The 25,116-nt window shown below is 38.7% G+C and carries 24 protein-coding genes; 17 read left to right on the top strand and 7 right to left on the bottom strand.

Annotated elements, in window-relative coordinates; genetic code table 11:
- Positions 1-139: 139 nt before the first annotated feature.
- Positions 140-1,327: a methionine adenosyltransferase gene (metK, locus tag CPS_RS05590; protein ID WP_011042093.1), complete on the top strand. Its 1,188-nt coding sequence runs from the start codon at positions 140-142 to the stop codon at positions 1,325-1,327.
- Between the two features lie 215 nt (positions 1,328-1,542).
- Here the strand turns inward: metK and CPS_RS05585 are convergent, their stop codons facing one another.
- Positions 1,543-2,145 (bottom strand): DUF3313 family protein, encoded by a 603-nt coding sequence (locus tag CPS_RS05585; RefSeq protein WP_011042092.1) that lies wholly within the window; start codon positions 2,143-2,145, stop codon positions 1,543-1,545.
- 163 nt (positions 2,146-2,308) lie between these two features.
- Here CPS_RS05585 and rsmE point away from each other — a divergent pair, with 163 nt between their 5' ends.
- From rsmE to CPS_RS05550, 7 genes are all read left to right on the top strand, one after another.
- On the top strand, positions 2,309-3,043 hold the full coding sequence (gene rsmE / locus CPS_RS05580) for a 16S rRNA (uracil(1498)-N(3))-methyltransferase (RefSeq protein WP_011042091.1): 735 nt from the start codon (positions 2,309-2,311) through the stop codon (positions 3,041-3,043).
- Positions 3,044-3,327: 284 nt separating this feature from the next.
- A complete protein-coding gene (gene gshB, locus CPS_RS05575; RefSeq protein WP_011042090.1) occupies positions 3,328-4,290 on the top strand; it encodes a glutathione synthase in 963 nt (320 codons plus the stop codon).
- An 84-nt stretch (positions 4,291-4,374) separates the two neighbouring features.
- Positions 4,375-5,007, top strand: a complete 633-nt coding sequence (locus CPS_RS05570) for a YqgE/AlgH family protein (protein ID WP_041737367.1) — start codon at positions 4,375-4,377, stop codon at positions 5,005-5,007.
- 102 nt (positions 5,008-5,109) lie between these two features.
- Complete coding sequence (ruvX, locus tag CPS_RS05565; RefSeq protein WP_011042088.1) at positions 5,110-5,556, top strand: Holliday junction resolvase RuvX; 447 nt, start codon at positions 5,110-5,112, stop codon at positions 5,554-5,556.
- A gap of 135 nt (positions 5,557-5,691) precedes the next feature.
- Positions 5,692-6,660, top strand: a complete 969-nt coding sequence (locus tag CPS_RS05560) for an HlyD family secretion protein (RefSeq protein ID WP_011042087.1) — start codon at positions 5,692-5,694, stop codon at positions 6,658-6,660.
- Complete coding sequence (locus CPS_RS05555; RefSeq protein ID WP_011042086.1) at positions 6,657-7,628, top strand: ABC transporter ATP-binding protein; 972 nt, start codon at positions 6,657-6,659, stop codon at positions 7,626-7,628. The genes CPS_RS05560 and CPS_RS05555 overlap by 4 nt, the downstream gene beginning before the upstream one ends.
- A complete protein-coding gene (locus CPS_RS05550) occupies positions 7,628-8,776 on the top strand; it encodes an ABC transporter permease (RefSeq protein ID WP_011042085.1) in 1,149 nt (382 codons plus the stop codon). Before CPS_RS05555 ends, CPS_RS05550 begins: the two co-directional genes overlap by 1 nt.
- A gap of 12 nt (positions 8,777-8,788) precedes the next feature.
- Here CPS_RS05550 and CPS_RS05545 read toward each other — a convergent pair whose 3' ends face one another.
- On the bottom strand, positions 8,789-9,682 hold the full coding sequence (locus CPS_RS05545; protein ID WP_011042084.1) for a peptidoglycan DD-metalloendopeptidase family protein: 894 nt from the start codon (positions 9,680-9,682) through the stop codon (positions 8,789-8,791).
- A 407-nt stretch (positions 9,683-10,089) separates the two neighbouring features.
- On the opposite strand from CPS_RS05545, the gene CPS_RS05540 reads away from it, so the two are divergent.
- Both CPS_RS05540 and CPS_RS05535 read left to right on the top strand, forming a co-directional pair.
- The gene (locus CPS_RS05540; protein WP_011042083.1) at positions 10,090-10,533 is read left to right on the top strand and encodes a DUF4124 domain-containing protein; all 444 of its coding nucleotides are present in this window, start codon (positions 10,090-10,092) and stop codon (positions 10,531-10,533) included.
- Positions 10,534-10,595: 62 nt separating this feature from the next.
- Positions 10,596-11,273: a DUF2982 domain-containing protein gene (locus CPS_RS05535; RefSeq protein ID WP_011042082.1), complete on the top strand. Its 678-nt coding sequence runs from the start codon at positions 10,596-10,598 to the stop codon at positions 11,271-11,273.
- A gap of 41 nt (positions 11,274-11,314) precedes the next feature.
- On the opposite strand, the gene CPS_RS05530 is transcribed toward CPS_RS05535, so the two are convergent.
- Positions 11,315-12,232, bottom strand: a complete 918-nt coding sequence (locus CPS_RS05530) for a LysR family transcriptional regulator (protein WP_041736714.1) — start codon at positions 12,230-12,232, stop codon at positions 11,315-11,317.
- Between the two features lie 156 nt (positions 12,233-12,388).
- Here CPS_RS05530 and CPS_RS05525 point away from each other — a divergent pair, with 156 nt between their 5' ends.
- Both CPS_RS05525 and lysA read left to right on the top strand, forming a co-directional pair.
- Positions 12,389-12,913 (top strand): NADPH-dependent FMN reductase, encoded by a 525-nt coding sequence (locus CPS_RS05525; protein WP_011042080.1) that lies wholly within the window; start codon positions 12,389-12,391, stop codon positions 12,911-12,913.
- A gap of 270 nt (positions 12,914-13,183) precedes the next feature.
- Entirely contained in the window at positions 13,184-14,446 is a 1,263-nt protein-coding gene (gene lysA / locus CPS_RS05520; protein WP_011042077.1) for a diaminopimelate decarboxylase, read from the top strand.
- A 154-nt stretch (positions 14,447-14,600) separates the two neighbouring features.
- Here lysA and CPS_RS05515 read toward each other — a convergent pair whose 3' ends face one another.
- The 3 genes from CPS_RS05515 to CPS_RS05505 are packed head-to-tail and all read right to left on the bottom strand — an operon-like array spanning position 14,601 to position 15,909.
- Positions 14,601-15,260 carry a DsbA family oxidoreductase gene (locus tag CPS_RS05515; RefSeq protein WP_011042076.1) on the bottom strand — a complete coding sequence of 220 codons (660 nt, stop codon included), beginning with the start codon at positions 15,258-15,260 and terminating at the stop codon, positions 14,601-14,603.
- A 50-nt stretch (positions 15,261-15,310) separates the two neighbouring features.
- On the bottom strand, positions 15,311-15,658 hold the full coding sequence (locus CPS_RS05510; RefSeq protein WP_011042075.1) for a rhodanese-like domain-containing protein: 348 nt from the start codon (positions 15,656-15,658) through the stop codon (positions 15,311-15,313).
- A 41-nt stretch (positions 15,659-15,699) separates the two neighbouring features.
- Entirely contained in the window at positions 15,700-15,909 is a 210-nt protein-coding gene (locus CPS_RS05505) for a YgaP family membrane protein (protein WP_011042074.1), read from the bottom strand.
- A gap of 170 nt (positions 15,910-16,079) precedes the next feature.
- Between CPS_RS05505 and CPS_RS05500 the strand changes: the two genes are divergently transcribed.
- From CPS_RS05500 to CPS_RS05485, 4 genes are all read left to right on the top strand, one after another.
- Positions 16,080-16,385 (top strand): ArsR/SmtB family transcription factor, encoded by a 306-nt coding sequence (locus tag CPS_RS05500; RefSeq protein ID WP_011042073.1) that lies wholly within the window; start codon positions 16,080-16,082, stop codon positions 16,383-16,385.
- 42 nt (positions 16,386-16,427) lie between these two features.
- Entirely contained in the window at positions 16,428-19,868 is a 3,441-nt protein-coding gene (locus tag CPS_RS05495) for an efflux RND transporter permease subunit (protein WP_011042072.1), read from the top strand.
- Complete coding sequence (locus CPS_RS05490; RefSeq protein WP_011042071.1) at positions 19,865-20,944, top strand: efflux RND transporter periplasmic adaptor subunit; 1,080 nt, start codon at positions 19,865-19,867, stop codon at positions 20,942-20,944. Before CPS_RS05495 ends, CPS_RS05490 begins: the two co-directional genes overlap by 4 nt.
- A 293-nt stretch (positions 20,945-21,237) precedes the next feature.
- Entirely contained in the window at positions 21,238-22,044 is an 807-nt protein-coding gene (locus tag CPS_RS05485; protein ID WP_011042070.1) for a DUF481 domain-containing protein, read from the top strand.
- A 203-nt stretch (positions 22,045-22,247) separates the two neighbouring features.
- Here CPS_RS05485 and CPS_RS05480 read toward each other — a convergent pair whose 3' ends face one another.
- Positions 22,248-23,831, bottom strand: coding sequence for an isocitrate lyase (locus tag CPS_RS05480; protein WP_011042069.1), 1,584 nt, complete (start codon positions 23,829-23,831; stop codon positions 22,248-22,250).
- A 333-nt stretch (positions 23,832-24,164) separates the two neighbouring features.
- On the opposite strand from CPS_RS05480, the gene CPS_RS05475 reads away from it, so the two are divergent.
- Positions 24,165-25,112: a LysR family transcriptional regulator gene (locus CPS_RS05475; RefSeq protein WP_011042068.1), complete on the top strand. Its 948-nt coding sequence runs from the start codon at positions 24,165-24,167 to the stop codon at positions 25,110-25,112.
- The last annotated feature ends 4 nt before the right edge of the window (positions 25,113-25,116 follow it).

Genomic DNA, 25,116 nt, shown 5'->3' with positions numbered 1-25,116 from the left:
AGAACATTACGCTAGTTCAATAAAATCACAATTAATTAGAGACGTTTAGCCGTCTAGGCGTAAAAAAGCTAGAAAGTTGTTTTCAACAGGTGTAGAATCGCCCCATTATTTTGTATAACTCAAATTTTTCTGAGGATTTATGTCTAGACATTTTTTTACTTCCGAGTCTGTTTCTGAAGGCCATCCGGATAAAATTGCCGATCAAATTTCTGATGCGGTATTAGATGCCATTATTGCCAAAGATAAACATGCTCGTGTGGCCTGTGAAACGATGGTAAAAACCGGTGTTGCTATTATTTCTGGTGAAGTATCAACTAATGCTTGGGTTGATTTAGAGAAACTTACCCGTAATGTGATTAGTGACATAGGCTATACCTCATCAGATGTTGGTTTTGATGGCGCAACTTGTGGCATCATGAATTTGATTGGTCAACAATCACCTGAAATTGCTCAAGGCGTAGATCGTAGCAACCCAGAAGAACAAGGTGCTGGCGATCAAGGTTTAATGTTTGGTTATGCAACCAATGAAACCCCTACATTAATGCCTGCACCATTATACTACTCACACCGTTTAGTTGAACGTCAAGCTGAAGCGCGTAAATCAGGTGTTTTACCTTGGTTACGCCCAGACGCTAAATCACAAGTAACATTTATCTATGAAGATAATAAGCCAGTTGCTATTGATACCGTGGTACTTTCTACGCAGCATAACCCTGATATTAAACAGGAAGATTTAGTTAGTGCTGTAATGGAAAATATTATTAACCATGTATTACCTGCAGAATTATTAACTGAAGATACTAAATACCATATCAACCCAACAGGCCGTTTTGTTATTGGTGGCCCAGTAGGTGATTGTGGTTTAACGGGTCGTAAGATTATTGTTGATACTTATGGTGGTATGGCTCGTCATGGCGGTGGAGCTTTCTCAGGTAAAGATCCATCAAAAGTTGACCGTAGTGCTGCTTATGCTGGACGTTATGTTGCTAAAAATATTGTGGCAGCCGGTCTTGCAGATCGTTGTGAAATTCAAATATCTTATGCCATTGGTGTTGCTGAGCCTACGTCAATTTCAATTGATACCTTCGGCACAGGCAGTATTTCTGAAGAAAGATTAGTTGAAATAGTACGTGAACATTTTGACTTACGTCCTTATGGCATCACTAAAATGTTAGACTTATTACACCCTATGTATCAGCAAACTGCTGCCTATGGTCATTTTGGTCGTGAACCATTTGAAATGACCGTTGGTGATGATACTTTCACAGCCTTTAGCTGGGAAAAAACTGATAAAGCAGACGATTTACGTAAAGCTGCAGGTTTATAGTTAATACCGAATAAAGCTAGGAGAAACTGAGTTATGCACTAAAGCATTACCTAGCCTCTCCTAATGAGTCAAGGAATAGATTTTTCATAAACTCTATTCCTAAAAAAACCAGTTTATCTAGTAGATAAACTGGTTTTTTATTTTAATAGTATCGATTTAAGCCTGTTATACCAATTGGATTAATAAATGAGTCCACTTAGTATTAAATACTGGTGCTAGTTAGCTGCATCAAGTTTTTTACGTAACGATTTGCCCCAAGCCTTAAAGAGGTTTTTTGCATCTTTAGCACGTTCCATCGCTGTATTAGGTTGATAGTCATCACCGATGGCTTGTGTACCTTCAAATATATGAATTAAGCTTCTTGTCTTACCATCACGTAAGTGAACTGATAAATGAAACTCACCAGAGCCTTTCGTTGTTGTTTCAGTATCTTCTTGTGAGGCATATGGCATAAAGCTGATAATTTCTACATCAACAATAAGTACGCCCTTACCTTCTTTGTCTACAATGTCGTAGCGACCTTTATTCTCAGTTAAGCCTTTTTCAACACCTTCTTTAAAACGTGCTTTTAAATGAGCTCGATTGCTATCTGTGACTTTCCACTCGAAACTTTCTTTATCAATCCAAGGGGGTGAAATAATTTTAGTGTGGGAAAGGTCTAAGTCTTGTATATAAACTTTATCATAACCACTTAATGAAATAATTGGGCTAGCAAAGTTCTTATCCACTGAGATCATTTCACCAGCAATGGCTGATTGACCTGCAAGTGCTAAAGAAAATACACTGGCCGCAAGCGTGGTAAGTATAATTTTTTTCATTGTTAATCCTTTTTATTTATATTACTTAAGAAATTACGTGTAATTTCGTAGCTAGTCAAATGAAACCAATAAAAGAGTACAATTTTATACATTTATTCATTGTTTTTTGCCCTTGTCGCCCTTATTTTAGTTTAATAATCATGATTTTCCATTAAGCCCTATTATGCGTAACCCAAGAATTTTTCAACAAAGTCAATTTGCTCTTAACGAAACAGTGCCATTATCTGATGACGCCTTTGGTCATGTAGTGCGCGTTTTACGTCTAAAAGAAGGTGACACTATTACATTATTCAATGGTGAAGAAGCTTTTCAATATACAGCAACACTCTGTAATGTAAGTAAAAAATCAGCTGATGTAAAAGTTACTTCCCAAGAGGAAAACAACAGTGAATCACCGCTTAATATCCATTTAGGGCAAGGTATTTCTCGTGGCGATAGAATGGACTTTACGTTACAAAAATCGGTAGAGCTTGGCGTAAATACCATTACCCCTTTATTCACCGAGCGCTGCGGAGTAAAACTTAATGCCGAACGTCTTGAGAAAAAACGTCAACAGTGGCAAAAAATTGTCATTAGCGCTTGTGAGCAAAGTGGTCGTGCAAGCGTGCCCATTGTTGCAGAGCCGATGTTATTAGCTGATTGGTTAAAACAAGAAACCAGTGCTTTGAAAATTAATTTACACCCAAAAGCACAGCATTCCATCATGAGTTTGCCTATGGAAAATACCCGTGTTCGATTACTCATTGGTCCTGAAGGCGGGTTAAGTGATGAAGAAATCACGCAAGCCAATGACAGTGATTTTCACGATGTACTGCTTGGCCCCAGAGTATTACGCACTGAAACGGCGGCATTAACGGCAATTACTGCATTACAATGTCGCTTTGGTGATTTACACTAAATTTATTATTGTTTTTCTCAACTACAAATTAATAATACCAGTTTCATTAATTAGGTGATCTATTTTATACGCAGAAAAAATGACCAAATATAAGACGTTTATTTTAATAACTAGTTGTTCTAATTATTAAATAAACAACGAAATAGTTGGTTATTTTAACCAGTAGAAATGATCACAAAGTTAGTGAGATTGGTATAACAGCTTATGACAAGAACATACCTTAAATGAAGTTTATTGCGACTTGCAACGACAGCATTAAAAATCAACATTGAACAGGATAAAAAATGACTACAAATAAAGTAATAAAACTCGGCATAGTGATGGATCCTATTTCACAAGTTAAAGTAGCAAAAGATTCATCAATGGCGATGATGCTTGAAGCACAGCAACGTGGCTATGAACTTTACTACATGGAAATGAAAGATTTATATCTTGATCAAGGCCAATGTCGTGCCACAACACATCGAGTTAAAGTGTTTGATGATAGTGAGCATTGGTATGAGTTATCAGACCCTCAAGATATAGCCGTGAGTGAGTTAGATGCAGTATTGATGCGTAAAGATCCTCCTTTTGATACTGAATTTATTTACGCAACTTATCTTCTAGAGCGTGCTGAAGTTGAAGGCACACTCATTGTAAATAAACCGCAAAGTTTACGTGATTGTAATGAAAAACTATTTACGGCTTGGTTTAGCGAATTTACTCCTAAAACATTGGTAACACGTAGTAGTGATAAAATTCGAGAATTTCACAATAAACTACAAGACGTTATTATTAAACCTCTTGATGGCATGGGCGGCGCGTCAATATTTCGAATTAAAGCAGACGATGTTAACGTAGGCGTAATTATCGAAACCTTAACCAACCATGGCGAGCAATATGCGATGGTGCAAGAGTTTATGCCAGAGATTGCTGATGGTGATAAACGTATCCTGATTGTTAATGGTGAACCTATGCCTTACTGCCTAGCGCGTATACCTGCTCAGGGTGAAACTCGTGGTAATTTGGCTGCCGGCGGACGTGGTGTTGCTCGCCCTCTTAGTGTTAGTGATAAAGCGATTGCTGATGCTATTGCTCCTGAATTGAAAAAACGTGGTCTATACTTTGTTGGTCTTGATGTTATTGGTGATAAAGTAACTGAGATCAATGTGACGAGTCCTACGTGTATCCGTGAAATTGAAGCTGCTTATCCAATAAATATCAGTGGTAAGTTAATGGATGCGATTGAAGATAATATCAATAAATAAGGGTTGAATTGCATGGAAAAACAACAAAAATTAGAACAAAGAGCAACGATTAAGAGTGATTTTGATTTAGAACCGTCTCAATCAATGAGTAGCTTAGAGAACCAATTATTGATTGCCATGCCATCTCTGGGTGATCCTTATTTTAATAAAACTGTGACTTATATTTGTGAGCATAATGAAGATGGTGCTATGGGCTTGATCATCAACTTGCCCGTTAATATCACCTTAGCTGATTTGCTCAAGCAAATAGAGCCAGATGAAGGTGACAAAACAGGTAACGTAAATAGTAACAGTGAGTTAACCAAAAGTGATGATGTGAATGATATTACGCTTGTCACTGATATTACTAATAGCTTAGAACAATTAGTGCTCGCAGGTGGCCCTATTGCTCAACAGAGAGGGTTCGTTCTGCATAGTTCACAACCAGGTTGGAGTAGCTCTTTAGTCTTGAGTAAAGAGCTGATGATCACCACCTCAAAAGATATCCTAATGGCACTGGGCACTCAACAGGCCCCTGAACAATTCATTGTTACCTTAGGTTATGCTGGTTGGGGACCCGGTCAACTAGAACAAGAGCTACAGGCTAATTCATGGCTCACCACGCCTGCCGACATTGAGATACTTTTTAAAACACCCATTGAGCAACGTTGGAAAAAGGCTACTGAAAAACTGGGTATTGATCTCGCCCATTTATCTACCGATATTGGGCATGCTTAATCGCAGCCCTTTCAGCGCTAGCGTATAAATTACGACACCAAATGCTTCATGAAATTACACCATAATATTACTAAAAGTAATGACCATATCTCAAGGAAAAAAATGTCGACTAAAACTAAATCACCCATTGGCCAACGCACCGTTATTGGATTCGATTTTGGTAAAAAATATATCGGCGTTGCCGTAGGCCAAGAAATGACAGGTAGTGCCACGCCACTAGGTTCGGTAAAGGCCACCGATGGAATTCCTCATTGGGATAACTTAGCTAAGTATCTAAAAGAATGGCAACCTGATTTCATCGTCGTTGGTTTGCCACTAAATATGGACGGTAGTGAGCAACAACTGACTTTAGATGCTAAGAAATTCGGTAACCGAATCCATGGCCGTTTTGGTATACAAGTTGAGTTTCAAGATGAACGATTAACCACTGCCGATGCCAAAGAGCAACTATTTGCTCGCGGCGGTTTTAAAAATTTGAAAAAAGATAATATTGATGCTGAATCAGCTAGGTTAATTATTGAGAGCTATTTTGAGCAACAGTACACTTAATAACTGTGTTTAAACTGCCCTTACCTATTCAACTTAGCCTTCCCTCAATCTAGTCTCTAGCTAGAGAATAAATTGACTTTTAACTCATTGAGATTACACTAAAAACTAGTCTACATTTCAATGAGATTAATATTCATGTCTACGAAGTTTTTCGGTACTTGCCCTACGTTATTTATGCTGTTTTTCACGCTAATATTCCTCAACGCTTGTGATAACAGTAAACCTGGCCTTGCCCTTGGTACATTAGAGCGAGAGCGCATAGCTCACACAGCAACAGTGAGTGAAATCATCACCGCTTTACCTGTTAGTGCAGGTAGCCAAGTCAGTAAAGGCACTGTACTGGTAAAGCTCGATGATACAATTCAAAAAGCGCTGGTTGCTAAAGCCCAAGCGGAAATGCAACAAGCTAAGGCTAATTTAGAAAAAGTGCACAATGGTGCTCGTGAAGAAGAAGTTGCTGCGGCGTCTGCACAAGTTGCTGGTGCTAAAGCAGCGCTAGTAAAAAGCGAAGCTAATTATCAACGTACTAAAATACTCATTAGAAAAGAATTAGCGAGTCAAGCAACACTTGATAATGCCCTTGCGTCGCGTGATGAAAACACCGCTAAACTTCACAATGCACAAGAAAAGTTATTACAACTTATTAATGGCGCCCGCATTGAAGATTTACAAATTGCCGAGGCTATTTTAGCGACAACCATTGCCGTAATGGATAGTGAAAAGAAAAAACTTAAAGATTTAACCATTACCGCCAAGCGTGATGGTTTATTAGATAACTTACCCTGGAACTTAGGCGAACGAGTGACGCAAGGTAGTCCTGTGGCAATTGTCTTGGCGGGCAACGCTCCTTTTGCGCGTGTTTATGTGCCAGAACCTTACCGTGTAAAAATAAAAGTCGCCGATAGATTAATGGTACACGTTGATGGCTTGAACGCTCCGATTATCGGCACTGTACGGTGGATATCTTCCGAACCCGCGTTTACCCCTTATTATGCGCTAAACCAAGAAGAGCGCGCCAACCTCATGTATTTGGCCGAAATACAACTACCCAATAGTGCAGCAGATTTACCTATGGGTGTCCCAGCGCAAGTTCAAATGCCATGATTATTTCAACCCGAGTCGCGGCCAACAATCAAAATTACAGTCCTGAATTTGCTATAAACGCTAAGAACCTTTGCCGAAACTTCGGTCAATTAGCTGCGATATCGAATTTAGATTTAACCGTCGAAAAACAAACTATTTACGGATTTTTAGGGCCTAATGGTTCAGGTAAAACCACTGCTATTCGATTACTCACTGGCTTATTAAAACCTACCAGTGGTCAGATTAGCGTATTGGATTGTCATTTGCCGCAAGAAGCCAATAAACTGCGCCTACAAATTGGTTATATGACACAAAAATTTTCACTTTATGATGATCTTACTGTCAAAGAGAACTTACAATTTATCAGTAAGATTTACGGCTTGACCGCTAACGAACAAAAGTCACGTTTGAGCGAGTTATTAAGTACTCATCAATTAACCCAACAAAGCCAGCAACTTGCTGGCAGCATGAGTGGCGGTCAAAAACAACGTTTGGCCCTTGCCGCTGCAGTGATACACAAACCTAAACTGCTCTTTTTAGATGAGCCAACATCAGCAGTTGATCCACAAAATCGCCGAGAGTTTTGGGAACAGTTATTTGACCTTTGCGATCAAGGCACCACTATTTTGGTCTCAACTCATTACATGGATGAAGCTGAACGTTGCCACAAATTAGCCATTTTAGAAAACGGTGTTAAAAGAGCAGACGATACACCTCAAGCATTAATGAATAATATGGCGGCACAAGTTGTTGAGATTGCAGCAAGTGACTTACGATATATAAAAGACAAACTGATCCAACTACCGCAAGTCATCTCAGCCGCTCAGTTAGGTACGCATTTACGCGTTTTAGTTAATAAAGCAGAAAGAAATCCGGTAGGGCTATTACAGCGTCAATCCTGTATTAAACCAACAGATCAACTTGCCATTGTTAGGCCTAGCTTGGAAGATGTCTTTGTCAGCTGCACGGGTCAAAGAGAGGCATTGTAATGAAAACATCTTTATTGAGAATTCAAGCAATCGTCACTAAAGAGTTATTGCAACTTAGCCGCGATAGAATGACCTTTGCCATGGTGATCATGATCCCCCTAGTTCAACTATTGTTATTTGCTTTTGCTATTAACACCAATGTACGGAATATTCCCGTTGGCGTAGTTGACCATAGCCAAACATCGCTAAGTCGCATATTACAACAAACAGTTTCTGCAACAGGTATCATAACCTTCACCCACAGCTATCACTCGGTAAAAGCGGCACAAAAAGCGATTGATAGTAACGAAGTGCGCGCGGTACTGATTATCCCACAAGACGTTAGCCAGCGATTGGTTCGTCATCCCAGTGTCGGCTTTGGTTTACCGCCATCAAGTAAACAAGAAACCAGCAGGCCAATTGCACAATGGTTAGTCGATGGCTCAGACACCGTTATAGCGGGTAGTATAAAGAGTTTGCGCAATATGCCACTAGTTGAACTTCTAGATAAACCGGCCAACCGAAATACCCCGACGTTTGAAGTGACCTTACTCTATAATCCAGAACAACGTAGTGTAGTGAACATTGTACCTGGCCTTGTTGCCGTAATACTGACAATGACGATGATAATGTTTACTTCGGCAGCTATTGTCAGAGAGCAAGAGCGCGGGAATATGGAGATGCTCATTACTACACCACTTGCCCCCATCGAATTGATGATTGGTAAAATATTTCCGTATATTTTCATTGGCGCGATTCAAGTCAGCATTATTTTAGGACTCGGTTATTGGCTTTTTAACGTGCCTTTCAATGGTGGATTGGCCCAACTTGCTATTGCTACCTTGCTGTTTATTTGCGCCAGTTTAGTACTTGGATTAGTCATATCAACCATAGCTAAAAATCAATTACAGTCAATGCAAATGACCATTTTCATTTTGCTCCCCTCAATATTATTATCTGGTTTTATGTTTCCTTATGAAGGTATGCCACTGCCTGCGCAATACATTGCAGAGGCGTTACCCGCTACGCATTTTATTCGCTTAATTAGGGGCGTTGTATTACGTGATGTGGATGTTATTGAGATGAACTTTGATATGTTTTGGTTAATTGGTTTTACCTGTTTTGGCTTGCTCGTTGCCGCATTGCGTTTTAAGAAGACACTTGATTAACTACCTTCAAGTTTAAGGATTGCTGGCACCAACCATAATCATTGCACGTTTTGGGGTAAATGCCGTGCCTTTGTTATCAACAAACTTAAAAGGTATGGCGATATTTTTTAGTCCGGCATTTTTGATGATAGAAAAGTGCAAGTGAGGGCCAGTGGAAAATCCTGAGGATCCTGATCGAGCGAGCTTATCACCCAGTGCAACTTTATCCCCTTCTTTCACTATTGCTGTATCCATGAGGATATGGGCATACGATGAAAAAGTACCATCATCATGCAATACCTTAATAACATTCGCTTTATCTAAAAAATAGTTTGTTGTGCCACTCATATGGTAATCATCTTTAACCCAAACGACTGTTCCTGCTCGCACTGCCGTTAAGTAAGTACCAACATCCATTGCAATATCTACTGCATACTTATTGTAATCATTGGTATGCGAAAACTTACCATTAAAACCTTGCGTGATTCGATGCCCTTTAGGTGAGCTAAAAGGGGCATGATATTGGTAATTTTCAGCAACGCTGTTTGGAGCCCCTAGCGCCCACCGGTGATCAAGGCTAAGTATTTTTGTTTTGCTTTCAAGTAGAGCGATACGGCCCCTTGCAGGGATAACTTTACTGATAAGCGTTTGGCTAATTGGGGAAGTAAAACCGACTTCGATAGGTGCATAAAAGTCATTTTTAGCATAGAGAGTATAACCTTGTTTGTTCTTTACATTATACAGTTGAACTTTATAGCTTGGTTTTTTCGGGCTAATAAACTGTACTGTAGAAAAGTCTTGCTCTGTTACTGGCGGTTTATCGCTAAATACCCAGTTACCATTAGCATCTTTATATTTATACATTTGCCCTGCTTGGCAAAGAGTAAAGCACCCAGCTAACAATAATAGAAACCATAATCCCTTCATAGAAACTTTCCTTGTATTATACCAATCAGACTGACTAAATGATCTTTTTGAATGGCCTAAATATCCAATAACATTGTTGCTTTCAATCCCAATATCCAGCTATTGCTCAATCAAGCGCCTTGTTCTTGAAAATTTATCCTCATAAAAAATTGATCCATTAATTAATCTAATTGGTATTACTTATCCTGAACTTAGAGTATTGGATGTTTGGTGAATTAAACTTGAAAAATTAATCATATCAAGCTGTCACATCCTAATAAAGCTATGTTATGGTTTTAATAGTAGAATAAATTAACTCTTCTAATTACACCGTAAACATTATATTAACAGTATTTAAATGCTATTTATGTACACAGTAATAATAGGTAAAGTATTAAGATACAGACATTAGGTTACAAAGGGAATTTATGAAAAACTTAACACGATTAGGCATTATTTTACTGGTTGCAAGCAGCTGTTTATCATTTAATTTAAGTGCCGAAATTTATACTTGGACGGATAAAAACGGTAAGGTTCACTTCAGTGATAAACCAATAAGTGATGCAAAAGTTACTACAATAAAACCGAGAGAAAATAATAATATTTCAAAAACTGTCAGCAGCAACAGTCAATGGCAACAAGACTATAATAAGACTAAGCAAGCTAAAGCAGAAGAAGCCCAAAAAAAGGCTAAGCAAAAGCAAAAAAATACAGGTTATTGCAATCAACTAAAAAGTGAACTTGCCCTGTATCAGCAAGGTGGTCGTCTTTACCTGATGTCGGCTGATGGCGAGCGAAATTATCAAAGTGAAGAACAGCTAACCGCTAAAAAGAAAAAATTTGCTAAGTTAATTAAACAAAACTGCCGTTAGGTTTTTTAGCAAAATATTAGCTCAGAGACTTAACAAAGAAAAAGTCAGCGAGAGAGGTAATCATGACAAGAACATTACCTGTAATCAATATTAAAGCGCAGAGCAGTCACCATGCGCTTTTTCTAATGCTCGTTGCTCTGATTATCACTTTCTCCACCCTAGTATTTAGCCAAGGCTATTGGCGACAATTTCAGTTGGTGTTCACCTTTATCTACCTGTGTTCATTAGTGACCTTTATAACCGGTTTAGCAAAGTACCTAGAGCCTAAATACAGTTTATGCCTTAATCCCAAGAGCATAAAATATCAGCATAGATATGGTCACTGGAAAATTGACTGGCAACAAATTCAACGGATTTCATTAATAAACGAAACCTCAGGGCTAACGAAAATACAATTACCCTATATTGGTATTCGTTTAAAAAACGTATCTACGCTGGCCGATAAAATATCACCACGCTTAGCTAACCGCCTCATTCATGAACAAAAACCGCTAGTCGCTTTTGCAATGAGTCAGGATTTGCTTCCCCTTGGGCAAAGCCTTCTTAATTTCGAGCCTTTTATTTTACCTTCGGGTGAAACGTTGACTGGGCCACTAGCTGCATTCCTACATCACTGTTCCTTATTGAATCAATCCTTGGGCTATCACTTGTTTTTGCCTGAAACAGCCATAGACCGCGACCTTAATGAGTTCTGTACTTTGCTGACGCAATGTATGAGATCTTCTACTGAATACAACTGAGCATAACTGAGCATAATATAGTTCAGTTATAGGAGGTTCAGTTATAGGAGCGATCGGGGCATTTTATCAACAAGTAAATCAATAAAGCATCGCACTTTAGGTGATAAGTGTTTTCGGCTTGGGTAAATTGCGTAGACATCAATGGTTGGCGTAATGTAATCATTAAATAGTATGGCTAGCTTATTATCTTGCAATTCTTTTTCCATGACAAATGCGGGTAATCTACAAATACCATGACCTGCCAGTACCATGGCTAACTCCATACTGGCGCTATTACATAATAATTTAGCTTTTACTTCAACTTGGTTATCAGTGCCATTGCTATGGCTGTAAATCCATTTGTTAGCTTGCTTTAAGTTACTGTAACAAATGCACTGATGCTCACTGAGTTGCTCTGGCGATTGCGGCAGACCAAAGCGCTTCAAATAGTCATGTGATGCCACAGTATAAGCTTTGCAGCTATATATTTTGCGACAAACTAAGCTTGATTCTGCTAGTTTATCTGTGGCTCTAATAACTAAATCAAAGCCATCTTGCACTAAGTCGACATGGCGATCATTTAAATCTAAAACCAAATTGACTTCAGGATACTGGTGCATAAAGGCTGACATCACCTCTTGTAAGTGGTTTTCTGCGAACGACGTCGGACAGCTTATTTTAAGCACGCCTTTAGGCTCTATATGACTTTGCGTTAATAGAGATACTGCATCATGAGCATCGAGCACTAACTGTTGGCATTGTTCATAATACACTTGTCCTTCTGGAGTCAAACTGATTGATCGTGTGGTTCGATTTAATAAACGAACTCCGACCCGTGCTTCAAGTTTATTAAGTGTTTTACTGATATAAGAATTTGAATGACCTGTTGCTATCGCGGCACCAGAAAAACTTCCGCATTCAACTACTTGGGTAAATATCACCATGCCATCAAAGAGTTTAGAGTCGTTATTATGAGTCATATGGAAAAAGTTATTCTCATTAGAGGCTATTAATTACATTCGATTATAGCTATATACTAGCTACATATTAAGTTTTAAGTCTAAATCAAAATGTTTAGGCTAAAGTTGTATACCATTAAACCATCTAATTTATAAATACAATAGGAAGCCATTATTATGAAATTATTAGCCTTTGCAGCCAGCAGCAGTTCAAAATCTATCAACAAACAACTAGCCACGTACGCCGCTTCATTAGTGCCCAATGCTACTGTTGAAATATTAGATATAAATGAATATGAAATGCCATTATTTAGTCAAGATAAAGAAGAGTTATTAGGTCAGCCAGAAGCTGCAAAATCTTTTTTCGCTAAGCTAGGTCAAGCAGATGCTATTATCATTTCATTTGCTGAGCATAACGGTTCATATACTGCAGCTTACAAAAACTTATTTGATTGGACTTCTCGTATAGATCAGAAGTTATTTCAGAACAAACCAATGGTATTACTGGCAACTTCACCAGGTTCTGGTGGCGCTCAAACGGTATTAACTGCCGCGACAGGCTCTGCGCCTTATTTTGCTGGTGATGTGAAAGCTAGTGTATCGATCCCTAGTTTTTTCGATAATTTCGATAGCGAAAAACAAACAATCAGTAACCCAGTTATCCTAGATGAATTAAAGTCTGCTCTTGCCCAATTAAGTTAAACCTAGCAATCGTCCTGATTTAACAGCATAAATAATAACCACCAATCTGTTTTAACAAGGTTGATGGTTACTATTATGGTGTCAAAGGCTGATTTCAATCAAATTCACTTACTGAGAACTAAAAAACATTGGTGGAAGCCTTCCTCAATTGATTCAAGTTATGAGCTATAACATTTTACCTTGTCGATATTGCACTTAGCCCTTGAATAGTGCGACAAGTTAGCATAGATTTAGTTACATTCTGTTTGCTCAATACTCAATGATTATTCTATGACTCCAGTTAGCTATTTCCCGCACAAAAATAATGAAATGTTTGTTGAAAATATTGCTCTTAGCGATATTGCCCAGCATGTACAAACTCCCTTTTATTGCTACTCAAGCACAGCCATTGAAACAAGTTTTCAAGCATATAAAAATGCTTTTAGCAGTCAAGATGCTCTGATTTGTTATGCAGTAAAAGCCAATAGTAACCAAGCGGTACTTGCCACCTTAGCTAAATTAGGCTCAGGTGCAGACGTGGTATCAATGGGTGAAATTCGCCGCGCAATTACGGCAGGCATTCCAGCGGATAAAATTGTCTACTCTGGTGTTGCGAAAACTGAAGAAGAAATTCACTACGCGTTATCGTTAGGTATTTTCCAGTTTAATGTTGAGTCTGAGCCAGAGCTAGAGTTGATATCAAAAGTAGCCACCTCCCTTAACAAAACAGCTGCGATTGCTTTTCGTATTAATCCTGATGTTTGTGCGCAAACCCATGCAAAAATTTCCACAGGGAAAGCAGAAAACAAGTTTGGCGTCCCCATTTCTAAAGCCCGAATTGCCTATAAACGAGCCGCATCATTACCTGGTATAAAAGTGCAAGGTGTTGATGTACATATTGGTTCTCAATTAACTAGTCTGGCTCCTTTTGAAGAAGCGTACCAGCGAATTGCTGAACTAGTTAATGAATTAAGAGCAGATGGTCATGAAATTAGTGTTGTTGATGTTGGCGGTGGTTTAGGTATTACTTATCTTGATGAAATCATCCCGAGCAAGCAAAGCTACGCTGATTTAGTTAAGGCACAACTTGGTCACCTTAATTGCAAAATTATTATTGAGCCGGGTCGTTCATTATTAGGTAATGCGGGCATTCTTGTCTCAAGTGTGGTTTTTATAAAAAATGGCGAAGAACGACAATTTTTGATACTTGATGCGGGTATGAATGACTTGATCAGACCGAGTATGTATGAAGCATATCATCAAATTATTGCCGTGAATAAAGGTGCTAACGAATTAAAAACCTACGACGTGGTAGGCCCTGTTTGTGAAACAGGCGATACTTTTGCTAAAGCAAGACAAGTACATAAATCAGATGCAGGTGATTTGATTGCGATTATGAGCAGTGGTGCATACGGTTCAGTTATGTCATCTAGCTATAATACGAGAATGTTGGCGCCTGAAGTGATGGTGAAGGGTAATGAATTTGCTATAGTAAAAAAACGCCCTAGTTACGAAGAGATTATCAAACAAGATATTATACCAAGCTGGCTGTAATAGTTACTGGTGATTACCCCTTATTATTAGGTAGCTATCATCAAACTTATTGTATCAATGATTTTCCTCTACAGTTTCCACATAAAAAATGGCTTTAATCTTACCGATTGAAAGCCATTTTTACGGATTAACTTTAATTATCAACCAGAAGTAGTTAACACCAACTTGCTTCATTAGTCGGTGCCTTCAACTGCTCTTCAATATTTGCTAATAAGACCCGATAACCTACATTGCCATAAAGTACTTGTCTGCCATTATCAATGATATACGTTGGGCTACCTTTTAAAGTCAACAATTTGGCTTGTTGATAATCGGCCATCAAAGCTGCTATTGCTCTGCCATCATCTATCGATCTTTTTACTTCATCCGCTTTATAGCCAGCTTTTTCAATAAGCCCAAATAATACGGCTAAATGGCTGATATCTTTACCATCAATAAAAAATGCCTGACGAAATAAGAGCGCAAGCTCGATACTAACGTGTGCCCCCAGTGTTAACTCAACCCCCTTTAAAACAAGGTGTGGGTTAGCCGAAGATTTAGGACGAACACTTTTCCACAATTCAGTATTAATAGGCGCATCTGGATACGGGGCCGCTGCCTTTTGAATATGATTAGAAAATCCTGTGAATCCCTCCTTCTCTTGCCACTGGTTAGGAATTTTATTACTCGCATCACCAAATACATCAAGGTAATGATAGCGCCACTCTATTTTGCCCAATAATTTGGCATTTAGCTCTTCATTGCGTCGCTGTGCTATCCATGCCCAAACGCATAAAATATCACTGTAATAGTCAATTACAACAGGGGATGCCATGTTTACTCCACTTTACTTAACTAAAATTAATTTACTTAGTATTTACCAAACTAACACCAAGCATTGCAAATATCATCTAGGGTTGAAGTGATTACTGAAACATTTAGATAGCCTACTCGCTTCAATTGCTCCGCAGAAAAGATAGCACGTGCGCCGGTCGCGCAGTGTAAAAAAATAGGTTGCGCTTCATTGGGATACATTTGAAGCATTTTCATTTCAAGCAAACCACGAGGAATATTGATAGTGCCCTCGGCTGATTTTTCAGCATACTCACTGGGCTCACGTACATCGATGATCACACCATTTTCTTGTTTGGCTAACAACATAGCCTCTTCAACAGTCATGATGGTTAATGATTTTCTCGCTTGTGCTATTACTTCAGGTATCGTTTTTAACATACTCATTCCTCTATCATTTAATTTGGCTAAATTTTGTTGGCTTATTCACTACAGTTGGCACTCTTATCTCTTAAGCCTAATTTTTTTAAAATTGTCATCATTAAACACCATTTAGTGAAAGATGATTGTATTAAGTTAACAGCAATAAAAGCAGTAAACCATAGCCAATTTTGAGAGTAATTAACCGCTAAAAAAAGTGATAGTAAAATCATGGTACCGGCAATTAACCGGAGCGCTTCGTTGATTGTCATAACTATTTCCTTAAAAATTGAAGCTAATATTTCAACTGTTTTTCACATACATAATAAGTAAAAAATAAACATTAGCATTTGCTAATAAACACTATATTAGCCTTTACTAATTTAGAAAACAAGTATAAAGTAAAATACATACCTGCAAGCAGATTATTACGGATAAAATTATGAACACTGAACAACAGAAACTTTTAGAAAATGCGACCGAAGTCGCTGGGATTTTGAAGCAATTATCCAACCCTTACCGGTTAATGATCTTGTGTTGTTTAAGTGAGAACGAACTGACTGTTGGTGATTTAAATCAACGTATTGATCTTTCACAGTCTGCACTTTCACAACATCTGGCCAAATTAAGAGAAAGTAATATAGTAACGACCAGACGAGAGTCGCAGACAATATTCTATCGTATTGCTAACCCCAAAATAGAAGAATTACTGCGTGTATTACATGCAAAATTTTGTAGTGACGAGTAAAGCATTGAAGTTTAAGTTTGGTAATCAAAAAGTGAATTCATAATGACCATTAAAAAGACTTTTACCACGACGTTACTGAGTAAGGTACTTAAGAGTAATGTCCCGCTATTTATTTTGATTTTATCAATACTGGCTGGCTTGATAGCGCTTAACTTAACTCCACGTGAAGAAGAGCCACAAATTGTTGTGCCCATGATCGATGTTATCGTCGATGCCCCAGGGGTTAACGCCAAACAAGTAGAGCGATTAGTTACCACTCCACTTGAAAAACTATTAGCACAAGTAAAAGGCGTAGAGCACGTTTATTCCGTCAGTAATAGCAATCAATCTGTGGTTACACTGCGATTTACTGTCGGTGAAAATCGCGAGCGAGCACTGTTAAATACTTATAACAAATTACACGCTAATACTGAGAAAATTCCTGCCATTGTTAGTAACTGGCGGGTTAAACCTGTTGAAGTAGATGATGTCGCTATTGTCATGTTAGCGTTATACAGCACCGATAGTAGCCAAGTGGATGATTTCGCCTTAAGACGACTTGCACAAGAAATATCTACGTTTTTACAAGCGATTGAAAGTACCAGTGAGGTTACTATTGTTGGAGGTCGCGCCCGCCAAATACAAGTAAATATTAATCCCGAACAAATGACAGCACGACAAGTTACTGTCGATGATATTTTTAATGCTATTAAGGTGTCAAATGTACTTGAAAGCCACGGCAATATTACTCTATCGAATCAATCAATAACGCTCGAAAGTGGTGACACCTATCGCGATATTAACGCGCTAAAGCAAACCCCTATTAGTGTTATTGATGGCAGCGTTATTTTACTAAAAGATATCGCTGATGTGATAGATGGACCCGCAGAACAAACTAGTTATACTTGGCTAGACTATGCTAACAACCATGTAAATGGTGCAACTTCAGACTACCCTATGGTAACCATTAGCATTGCCAAACAACGCGGTAGTAATGCAGTAACTGTTGCCAACGCGGTGCATGAGAAAATAGCACAATTACAATCAGCAATTTTCCCTGCCAATGTCGAAGTACAAGTATTACGTGACTATGGTGCTACAGCTAACGAAAAAGTAAATGATTTAACCACCAGCTTAGCGTTTGCTGTTTTTACCGTGGTAGTATTTATTGGCGTATTTTTAGGTTGGCGATCTGCGTTAGTGGTCGGCTTGGCGGTACCTATTTGTTACGGTATCACCTTATCGCTAGATTTAATTTTTGGTTACACCATTAATCGCGTTACTCTGTTTGCACTGATTCTATCATTAGGTTTATTAGTCGATGACCCGATTACTGGCGTCGATAATATTGAACGGTATTTAGCAAAAATTAAAGGGAAAGCTAATACTAAAAATATCCAAGACGCTATTGTCTCAGCCATCAACGAAATACGCGTGCCTTTGTTAATGTCTACCGTCACTATTGTACTTGCCTTTATTCCACTTGCCTTTATAACCGGCATGATGGGACCTTATATGGCTCCAATGGCTTTTAATGTGCCGCTAAGTGTCATCAGTTCAACCTTGGTCGCTTTTCTAGTTACTCCTTGGTTAGCTGGAAAACTTATTAAAGCTAAACCTGCTTCAACCAACTCCCCTCAGGAAGTGAACCAACAAGGTTTTCAACGCTTATACCGTAAAATATTATCGCCATTGTTAGATAGTCGTGCAAAAGGAAAAGCAATGCTCGGCTTGGTATTAGTGTTATTTTTACTTGCCGCTTTGTTACCTGTTATGCGTTGGGTGCCCCTTAAACTATTACCTTTTGATAATAAAAATGAAGTACAAGTCATTATTGATATGCCCGAAAGTGCCACCCTTGAGCAAACGGCTGCCATGGCAAAAAAAGTGTCCGTCATATTACAAAAAATTCCCGAAGTAACCACCATCGCCAGTTATGTTGGACTGCCCTCACCGATAGACTTTAACGGTATGGTTAGACAGTACTACCAACGTCATGCACCTTATCTCGCTGATTTGCGAGTACTACTGCTTGATAAAAGCCAACGTGAACACCAATCTCATGCCATTGTCTTAAGAATGCGAGAGCACTTAGCACCACTAAATAATGCTCTAGCACAAGACAGCGATATAAAAATACGTGTGGTAGAAGTGCCTCCGGGTCCACCCGTATTAAGTACATTGGTGGCGGAAGTATACGGCAATGAATTTACCCAATATGCAAGTTTACAACAAGCAGCAAGCTTAGTTGAACAGCGTCTAACGTTAGAGCCTTTTGTGGTCGAGATAGACTCTACTGTCGGCGGTGAACAAACACAATTACGCTTTGTTAGTGATAAAACCAAAGCAGCACTGTCTGGCATATCAACGGCAAGTATTAATCAAACCATTGGCGTGGCAACAAAAGGACAAGTTGCTGGTTATTTACACCTTGATAATGAAGCATCTCCCTTAGCTATTAATATAAAATTACCGCTTGAACAACGCCAGTCATTAAGTGATTTACAACGCTTATCTTTGAAAGGGCAAGCAGGAATAGTACAAACCAGCACTCCGCAAGGCATTGATATGGCGCCACAACCTCTAGTGTCTTTAGGAGAGCTTGGCGAGTTTATTAAACACACCCGTGATAAACCGATATTCCATAAAGATTTAAGACCTGTTGTTTATGTCACTGCTGATATATCAGGCAGAACACCTGCAGAGGTAATTGCAGACATTAATAGCGATTTAGTTCAGTACCAACCTGATATCAATAATCAGAATATTGAGCCTAGCGATCAAAAGAACTGGCAAGACCGAAGTTTCTTCGCTAATGGTGGCGGTACTGTTTGGCAGTTACCCGATGATATTGAGCTTTCATTTAGTGGTGAAGGTGAATGGCGCATAACCATCAGAGTATTTCGTGATATGGGACTAGCTTTTGCATTCGCACTAACAGCCATATTTATTGTTCTTCGCATACAAACAGGCTCAGCAGCATTATCAGGCATTATAATGTCAGCCATTCCATTAACGGTTATTGGTATTATGCCAGGGTTCTTTTTATTAAATCAATTTGGCGAACGCCAAGTTGCCGGTGCCCCTGATCCTATTTTATTCACCGCAACAGCAATGATAGGCATGATTGCCCTAGCAGGCATAGTAGTTAGAAACTCCTTAATCTTAATTGAATTTATAAACCAAGCTCAACAGCAAGGAGCCCCAATAAAAGAATCATTAATTCAAGCAGGCACAGTAAGAATGAGACCGGTGTTACTGACCGCAGGGACAACACTGCTGGGGAATTTAATTATCACCTTAGACCCTGTATTTAGTGGACTTGCCATAGCCATAATATTCGGCATTATCTCTTCAACGGTATTTACCTTGCTCGTAGTTCCTATCGTTTATTCCTTAGTTTTTGATGGTAATAAAGCGATAGACAACGAAATAGATCACCAATTAGACGCTCCATTAGATAATACATTGAACGATTCATTAGAAAATAAGGCTTCATCATGAGTACACCTCAAGTTCAAAAAGAGAATACAGCTAAAAAAATTATTATTCCTTTATTAGCACTTATTATATTACTCGTCATGGTGGCTTGGTTAGCAGGGGCTTTTAACAAAAAAGTATCCCCTGGTTTTGAGGCCCCTTCCCCTACATTAGTTAATTCAATTAGTTATGTTGTAAAAAGCAGCACAGAGGCAATATTTGAAGGTGTTGCTGCCAGTATTACCGCAAAGCAAACAACGATTATCTCTTCAAGACTGCTGGCACGTATCGATAAAATTAACGTACGAGCAGGTGATATTGTTAAACGAGGCGACGTATTAATCACCTTAGAAAATAACGATCTATCATCCAGAGTTATTGAAGCCCAAGAACAAGTTAATGCCATGATTGCAAGATACACAGAGGCACATCAAAATTTTCAACGGGCTAAGGAGTTATTTAATAAAAAAATTGCTTCTCAGTTTGATTTAGATAAGAGCAAGGCTGACTATCAAAGCATTAAGGCGGAGCTTACCGCTGCCAAACAAAGCTTAGCTCAAGCGCAAACAACATTAAGCTATGCAACACTGCGCGCGCCAATTAATGGCAAGGTTGTTGATCGTTTTGCTGAGCCGGGTAATACAGCGCAAGCGGGCGAGAAATTATTATCACTATACAATCCTCTTTCTTTACGTGTTGAAGCTCAAGTGCGTGAACAACTTGCACTTACCCTCACTCAAGGACAAAGTATCAAGGTTGAATTACCAACGATAAAGCAAAATATAGTAGGTCTAGTCGAAGAAATAGTACCTGCAGCAAATACTGGATCTCGTAGTTTTTTAATAAAAGTAAGCTTACCCTACCAAGAAAACTTATTACCTGGCATGTATGCTCGCTTATTAATTCCTGCCGGTCAGGCACAAAAGCTTTATCTACCAAAAAATAGTGTATTTCATGTGGGTCAACTCAACTTTGTTCATGTGCTTATTGATGGGCAAAGTCAAAAGCGTTTTGTACGAATAGACACAAAGGTTAAACCAGGCTTTATTTCAATTATCTCGGGTCTTGTTGATGGAGATATCATCGTTACTACCGATTAAAAACTTGAGATAACTTTTCATTGGCAGCGACTGGATATTGAAGATCTTTTTGGTATCAGTGATGATCGAGCATAACCGTTCACCCGCAATTATATAAACCGCAAATAAAGTGCTAATACGTGCTCTTATTAGCTGAAATACGCCGATAATGCAAAACTTGATACAATTTATCCTCTCACACTTAGTTACACGTTGGCTATATAGCCAAAATTTGATAGGATCGCGTAAAATTTAATACATCAAAATTTTAATCATTTAATAATCGATTAATAAACCATTTTTTAAGGATGAACATGAAATCTAAAATAGCCATTGCTGCACTGCTTTTATTACCATTTTCAGGTCAATACGCTCTAGCGGAAGAAGCGGCAACTGAAGAAGCATCTGCTTTCACTATTTCTGCCGAATTAGGTATGTTATTTAAAACAGGTAATACTAAAAGTGGCGATATCAAAGCTGGTTTAAACATCAAACATGAAGAAGGCCGCTGGTTGAACCTATTAGCTTTCAATGCTCTAGCTAAAAAGCTTGAAGAAGAAGATGAAATTACGGGTAAAGATTCATTTGAAAGCACTGATAATAAGTGGGACATCCTAGGTCAAACTAACTACTCACTAGAAGAAGGTGGTAAAAACTACATCTACGGTAACGCTTATTACGAACAAGATAAGTTCAGTGGCTTCTCTTACCAAACTTCTGCCTCTGTTGGTTGGGGTCGTCACTGGTGGGAAACTGAAACCAGCTCACTTTTTGCTGACATTGGTCCAGGTGTAAAATATGACGTTCTTCGCGCTATATCTGCAACAGGTACTGATCCTGCAGTTAAAGAAACGGGTGAATCAGCTGTTATTGTTCAAGCTCAAGCTTTATATACTAAACAAATCAATGACTTTGTTGAATTTAAACAGTATTTTGTTGCTAAGCAAGCATTTGAATCTGATAAAAACAGTGTTTATAAATCAGAAACCTCATTGACTACTAAGTTAATTGACTCATTACAGTTCAAATTCGCTTTTCGTGTTGATTACGATACTGAAGTAGAAGAAGGTTTTGAAAATACTAACACTGAAACATCAGTAACTTTAGTTTATAGCTTCTAAACTGTAAGCAATACCTCAGAGGTTGTTGCTTGTTTACTAATAAAAAAGGCTGTCACTTCATTTTAGAAGGCAGCCTTTTTTTGTGTCTTAATTATTTATTCATCAACTAAAACGTACTTCTCATTCTGCTAAAAACAAAAAACCAGCCACTAAGGCTGGTTTTTATTAGTCAATTAGGAAAACCTAATTGGAACTAGTTACTATTAAAACTGGTTAGACGTATTGTTAGCGCCGCCTGCTTTAAGTGCGTTCTCACCAGCAAAGTATTCTTTGTGATCATCACCCATGTCAGAGCCTGACATGTTTTGATGTTTAACACAGGCGATACCTTGACGAATTTCTTTACGTTGTACACCTTCAACATAACCAAGCATACCCGCATCACCGAAGTACTCTTTAGCCAAGTTATCAACAGACAATGCCGTTGTGTGATAAGTAGGAAGTGTGATTAGGTGATGGAAAATACCGGCTTCACGTGACGTATCAGCTTGGAAAGTACGGATCTTGTCATCAGCTTTAGCAGCTAGTCCACTTGAATCGTAATCTTCATTCATTAAGTCAGCACGAACATAGCTAGATACATCTTCACCAGCTTCAACCATTGCGTCGAATGCTTGTTGACGGAAGTTTAACGTCCAGTTAAATGATGGGCTGTTGTTGTAAACAAGCTTAGCATTTGGAATCACTTTACGTACTTCATTCATCATACCCGCGATATCTTTCACGCTCGGTGTTGCAGTTTCAATCCAAAGAAGGTCAGCGCCGGCTTTAATTGCTTCGATGCTATCAAATACACAACGCTCTTCACCAGTACCTTGACGGAATTGGTATAAACCAGAAGGTAAACGCTTAGGACGTACTAATTTACCGTCACGATTGAAACATACATCGCCTTCAGCCATATCAGCTACGTCAATTTCTTCAACGTCTAGGAAAGAGTTATATATATCGCCTTGATCGCCCGGTTCTTTAACAACAGCGATTTCTTTAGTAAGACCAGCACCTTCAGAATCAGTACGTGAAACGATAATACCGTTGTCGATACCTAGTTCTAGGAAAGCATGACGTAATGCACGAATCTTAGAATGGAAATCAGCGTGAGGAACCGTTACTTTACCGTCTTGATGTCCACATTGCTTTTCATCAGCAACTTGGTTTTCAATTTGAAGAGCACAAGCACCCGCTTCAATCATTTGCTTAGCCATTAAGTAAGTCGCTTCAGCATTACCAAAACCAGCATCAATATCAGCAATAATTGGCACAACATGAGTAACATGGTTATCAATTTGATCTTGGATAGCAGCTTTATCGCCAGCATTTGCTGCGTCTAGTTCACGGAAAAGACCACCTAGTTCACGTGCATCAGCTTGACGTAGGAAGGTATAAAGTTCTTCAACCAAAGAAGCTACAGAAGTTTTCTCATGCATAGATTGATCAGGAAGAGGACCAAATTCGCTACGTAGTGCTGCAACCATCCAACCAGAAAGGTATAAATAACGACGGTCTGTTTTGCCATCAAAATGCTTCTTGATAGAAATCATTTTCTGTTGGCCAACAAAACCATGCCAGCAACCTAGAGATTGAGTGTATTTAGAGCTATCAGCATCATAAGCTTCCATGTCAGCACGCATAATGTCTGCAGTATACTGAGCAATCTCTAAACCAGTTTTGAATTTGTTCTGTGCACGCATTCGAGCTACAGATTCTGGGTTTATAGCATCCCAAGAGCTACCTGCATTTGCTTTAATCGCTTGAACCGCTTCTATTGCACTTTGATAGTTAGACATAACATTCTCCAAAAGTCTTGTTGTAGATAAAATAATATTTATTAGTAAAGGCTGATTAACGTTCTACTTAGAGTAACTAAGCCAGAGGTATAAACCTCCGAATGAATCTCAAAAAAGAAGCTTTCACACCGGACTACAAAAATAATACCCATGTTCTCAGTATTTTTGAAATATATAACCTACATTGCCGTCATTCACAACATGAATGCACATCGTCATTGATCGATCTAATTAGGTACTTCTTATTACTATAATGATAAAATTTCATTGAATTAGCCCCGCATTTAGCTTATATCTACCTGACTTATATTTATTAAGAGAGCCATTAATCACATGAATATTTCTAAAATTGATTTAAATTTGCTTATTTATTTAGACGTATTGCTACGAGAGAAGAATGTTACCCGAGCAGCCAGCCAACTTAACATCACACAACCGGCAATGAGTAACGGCTTAAAACGACTAAGGACTTTATTTAACGATCCTATTTTAGTACGAACTTCTGACGGTATGGTTCCCACAGAGCGGGCTCGAGCGTTAGCACCTAGTATTCGTAAAATATTGCTTGAATTAGAAGAAGCATTGCAAGGTGAAGAGGAATTTAACGAATTAAAGAGCCAACGTGTATTTAGAATAATGGCCAGTGATTATGCCGCATCAACCTTAATTCCCACTCTATTAAGATCTTTAAATAAAGTTGCTCCCAACATTACTCTTGATATCATGACACCCAGTGATGTGACCTTTCATGATGTTGAGGCAGGTAAAATTGATATGGCGATTAATCGCTTTGATGAATTACCGCAATCCTTTCACCAAAAAGCCATTTGGCGTGACTCTTTCTCTTGTTTATTAAGTGCTGATAGCCCATTGGTGAGTAAATTTAACTTAAATGCTTATCTAGGTGCAAAACATGTCTGGGTTTCAAAGACCGGCTTTGGTGTTGGCGTGGGGATGGATCCTAAAGATGTTCAGAAACTCGGTTGGGTTGATGAAGCACTTGCCCGTTTAGGTAAGAAACGTGACATAAAGGTTTTTACTCGTAATTATCATGTTGCTATGCAGTTGGCTTATGAAGATAACTTAATTGCAACGTTGCCGACCAAAGCTGCGCAGTTACACAAGAATGACAGCAACTATACTATTATAAAACCGCCTTTTGAAATCCCTGAAATAGAATTAAAAATGATCTGGAGCCCTTTGCTTCATCACGACGCCAGCCATATTTGGTTTAGACAATTAGTGATTGCCGCGGCCCTAAAATGCCAGGAGAATATGTAACTCA

Source organism: Colwellia psychrerythraea 34H, assembly GCF_000012325.1.
Lineage (GTDB): Bacteria > Pseudomonadota > Gammaproteobacteria > Enterobacterales > Alteromonadaceae > Colwellia > Colwellia psychrerythraea_A.
This window is presented reverse-complemented; position numbering and strand designations above follow the sequence as displayed.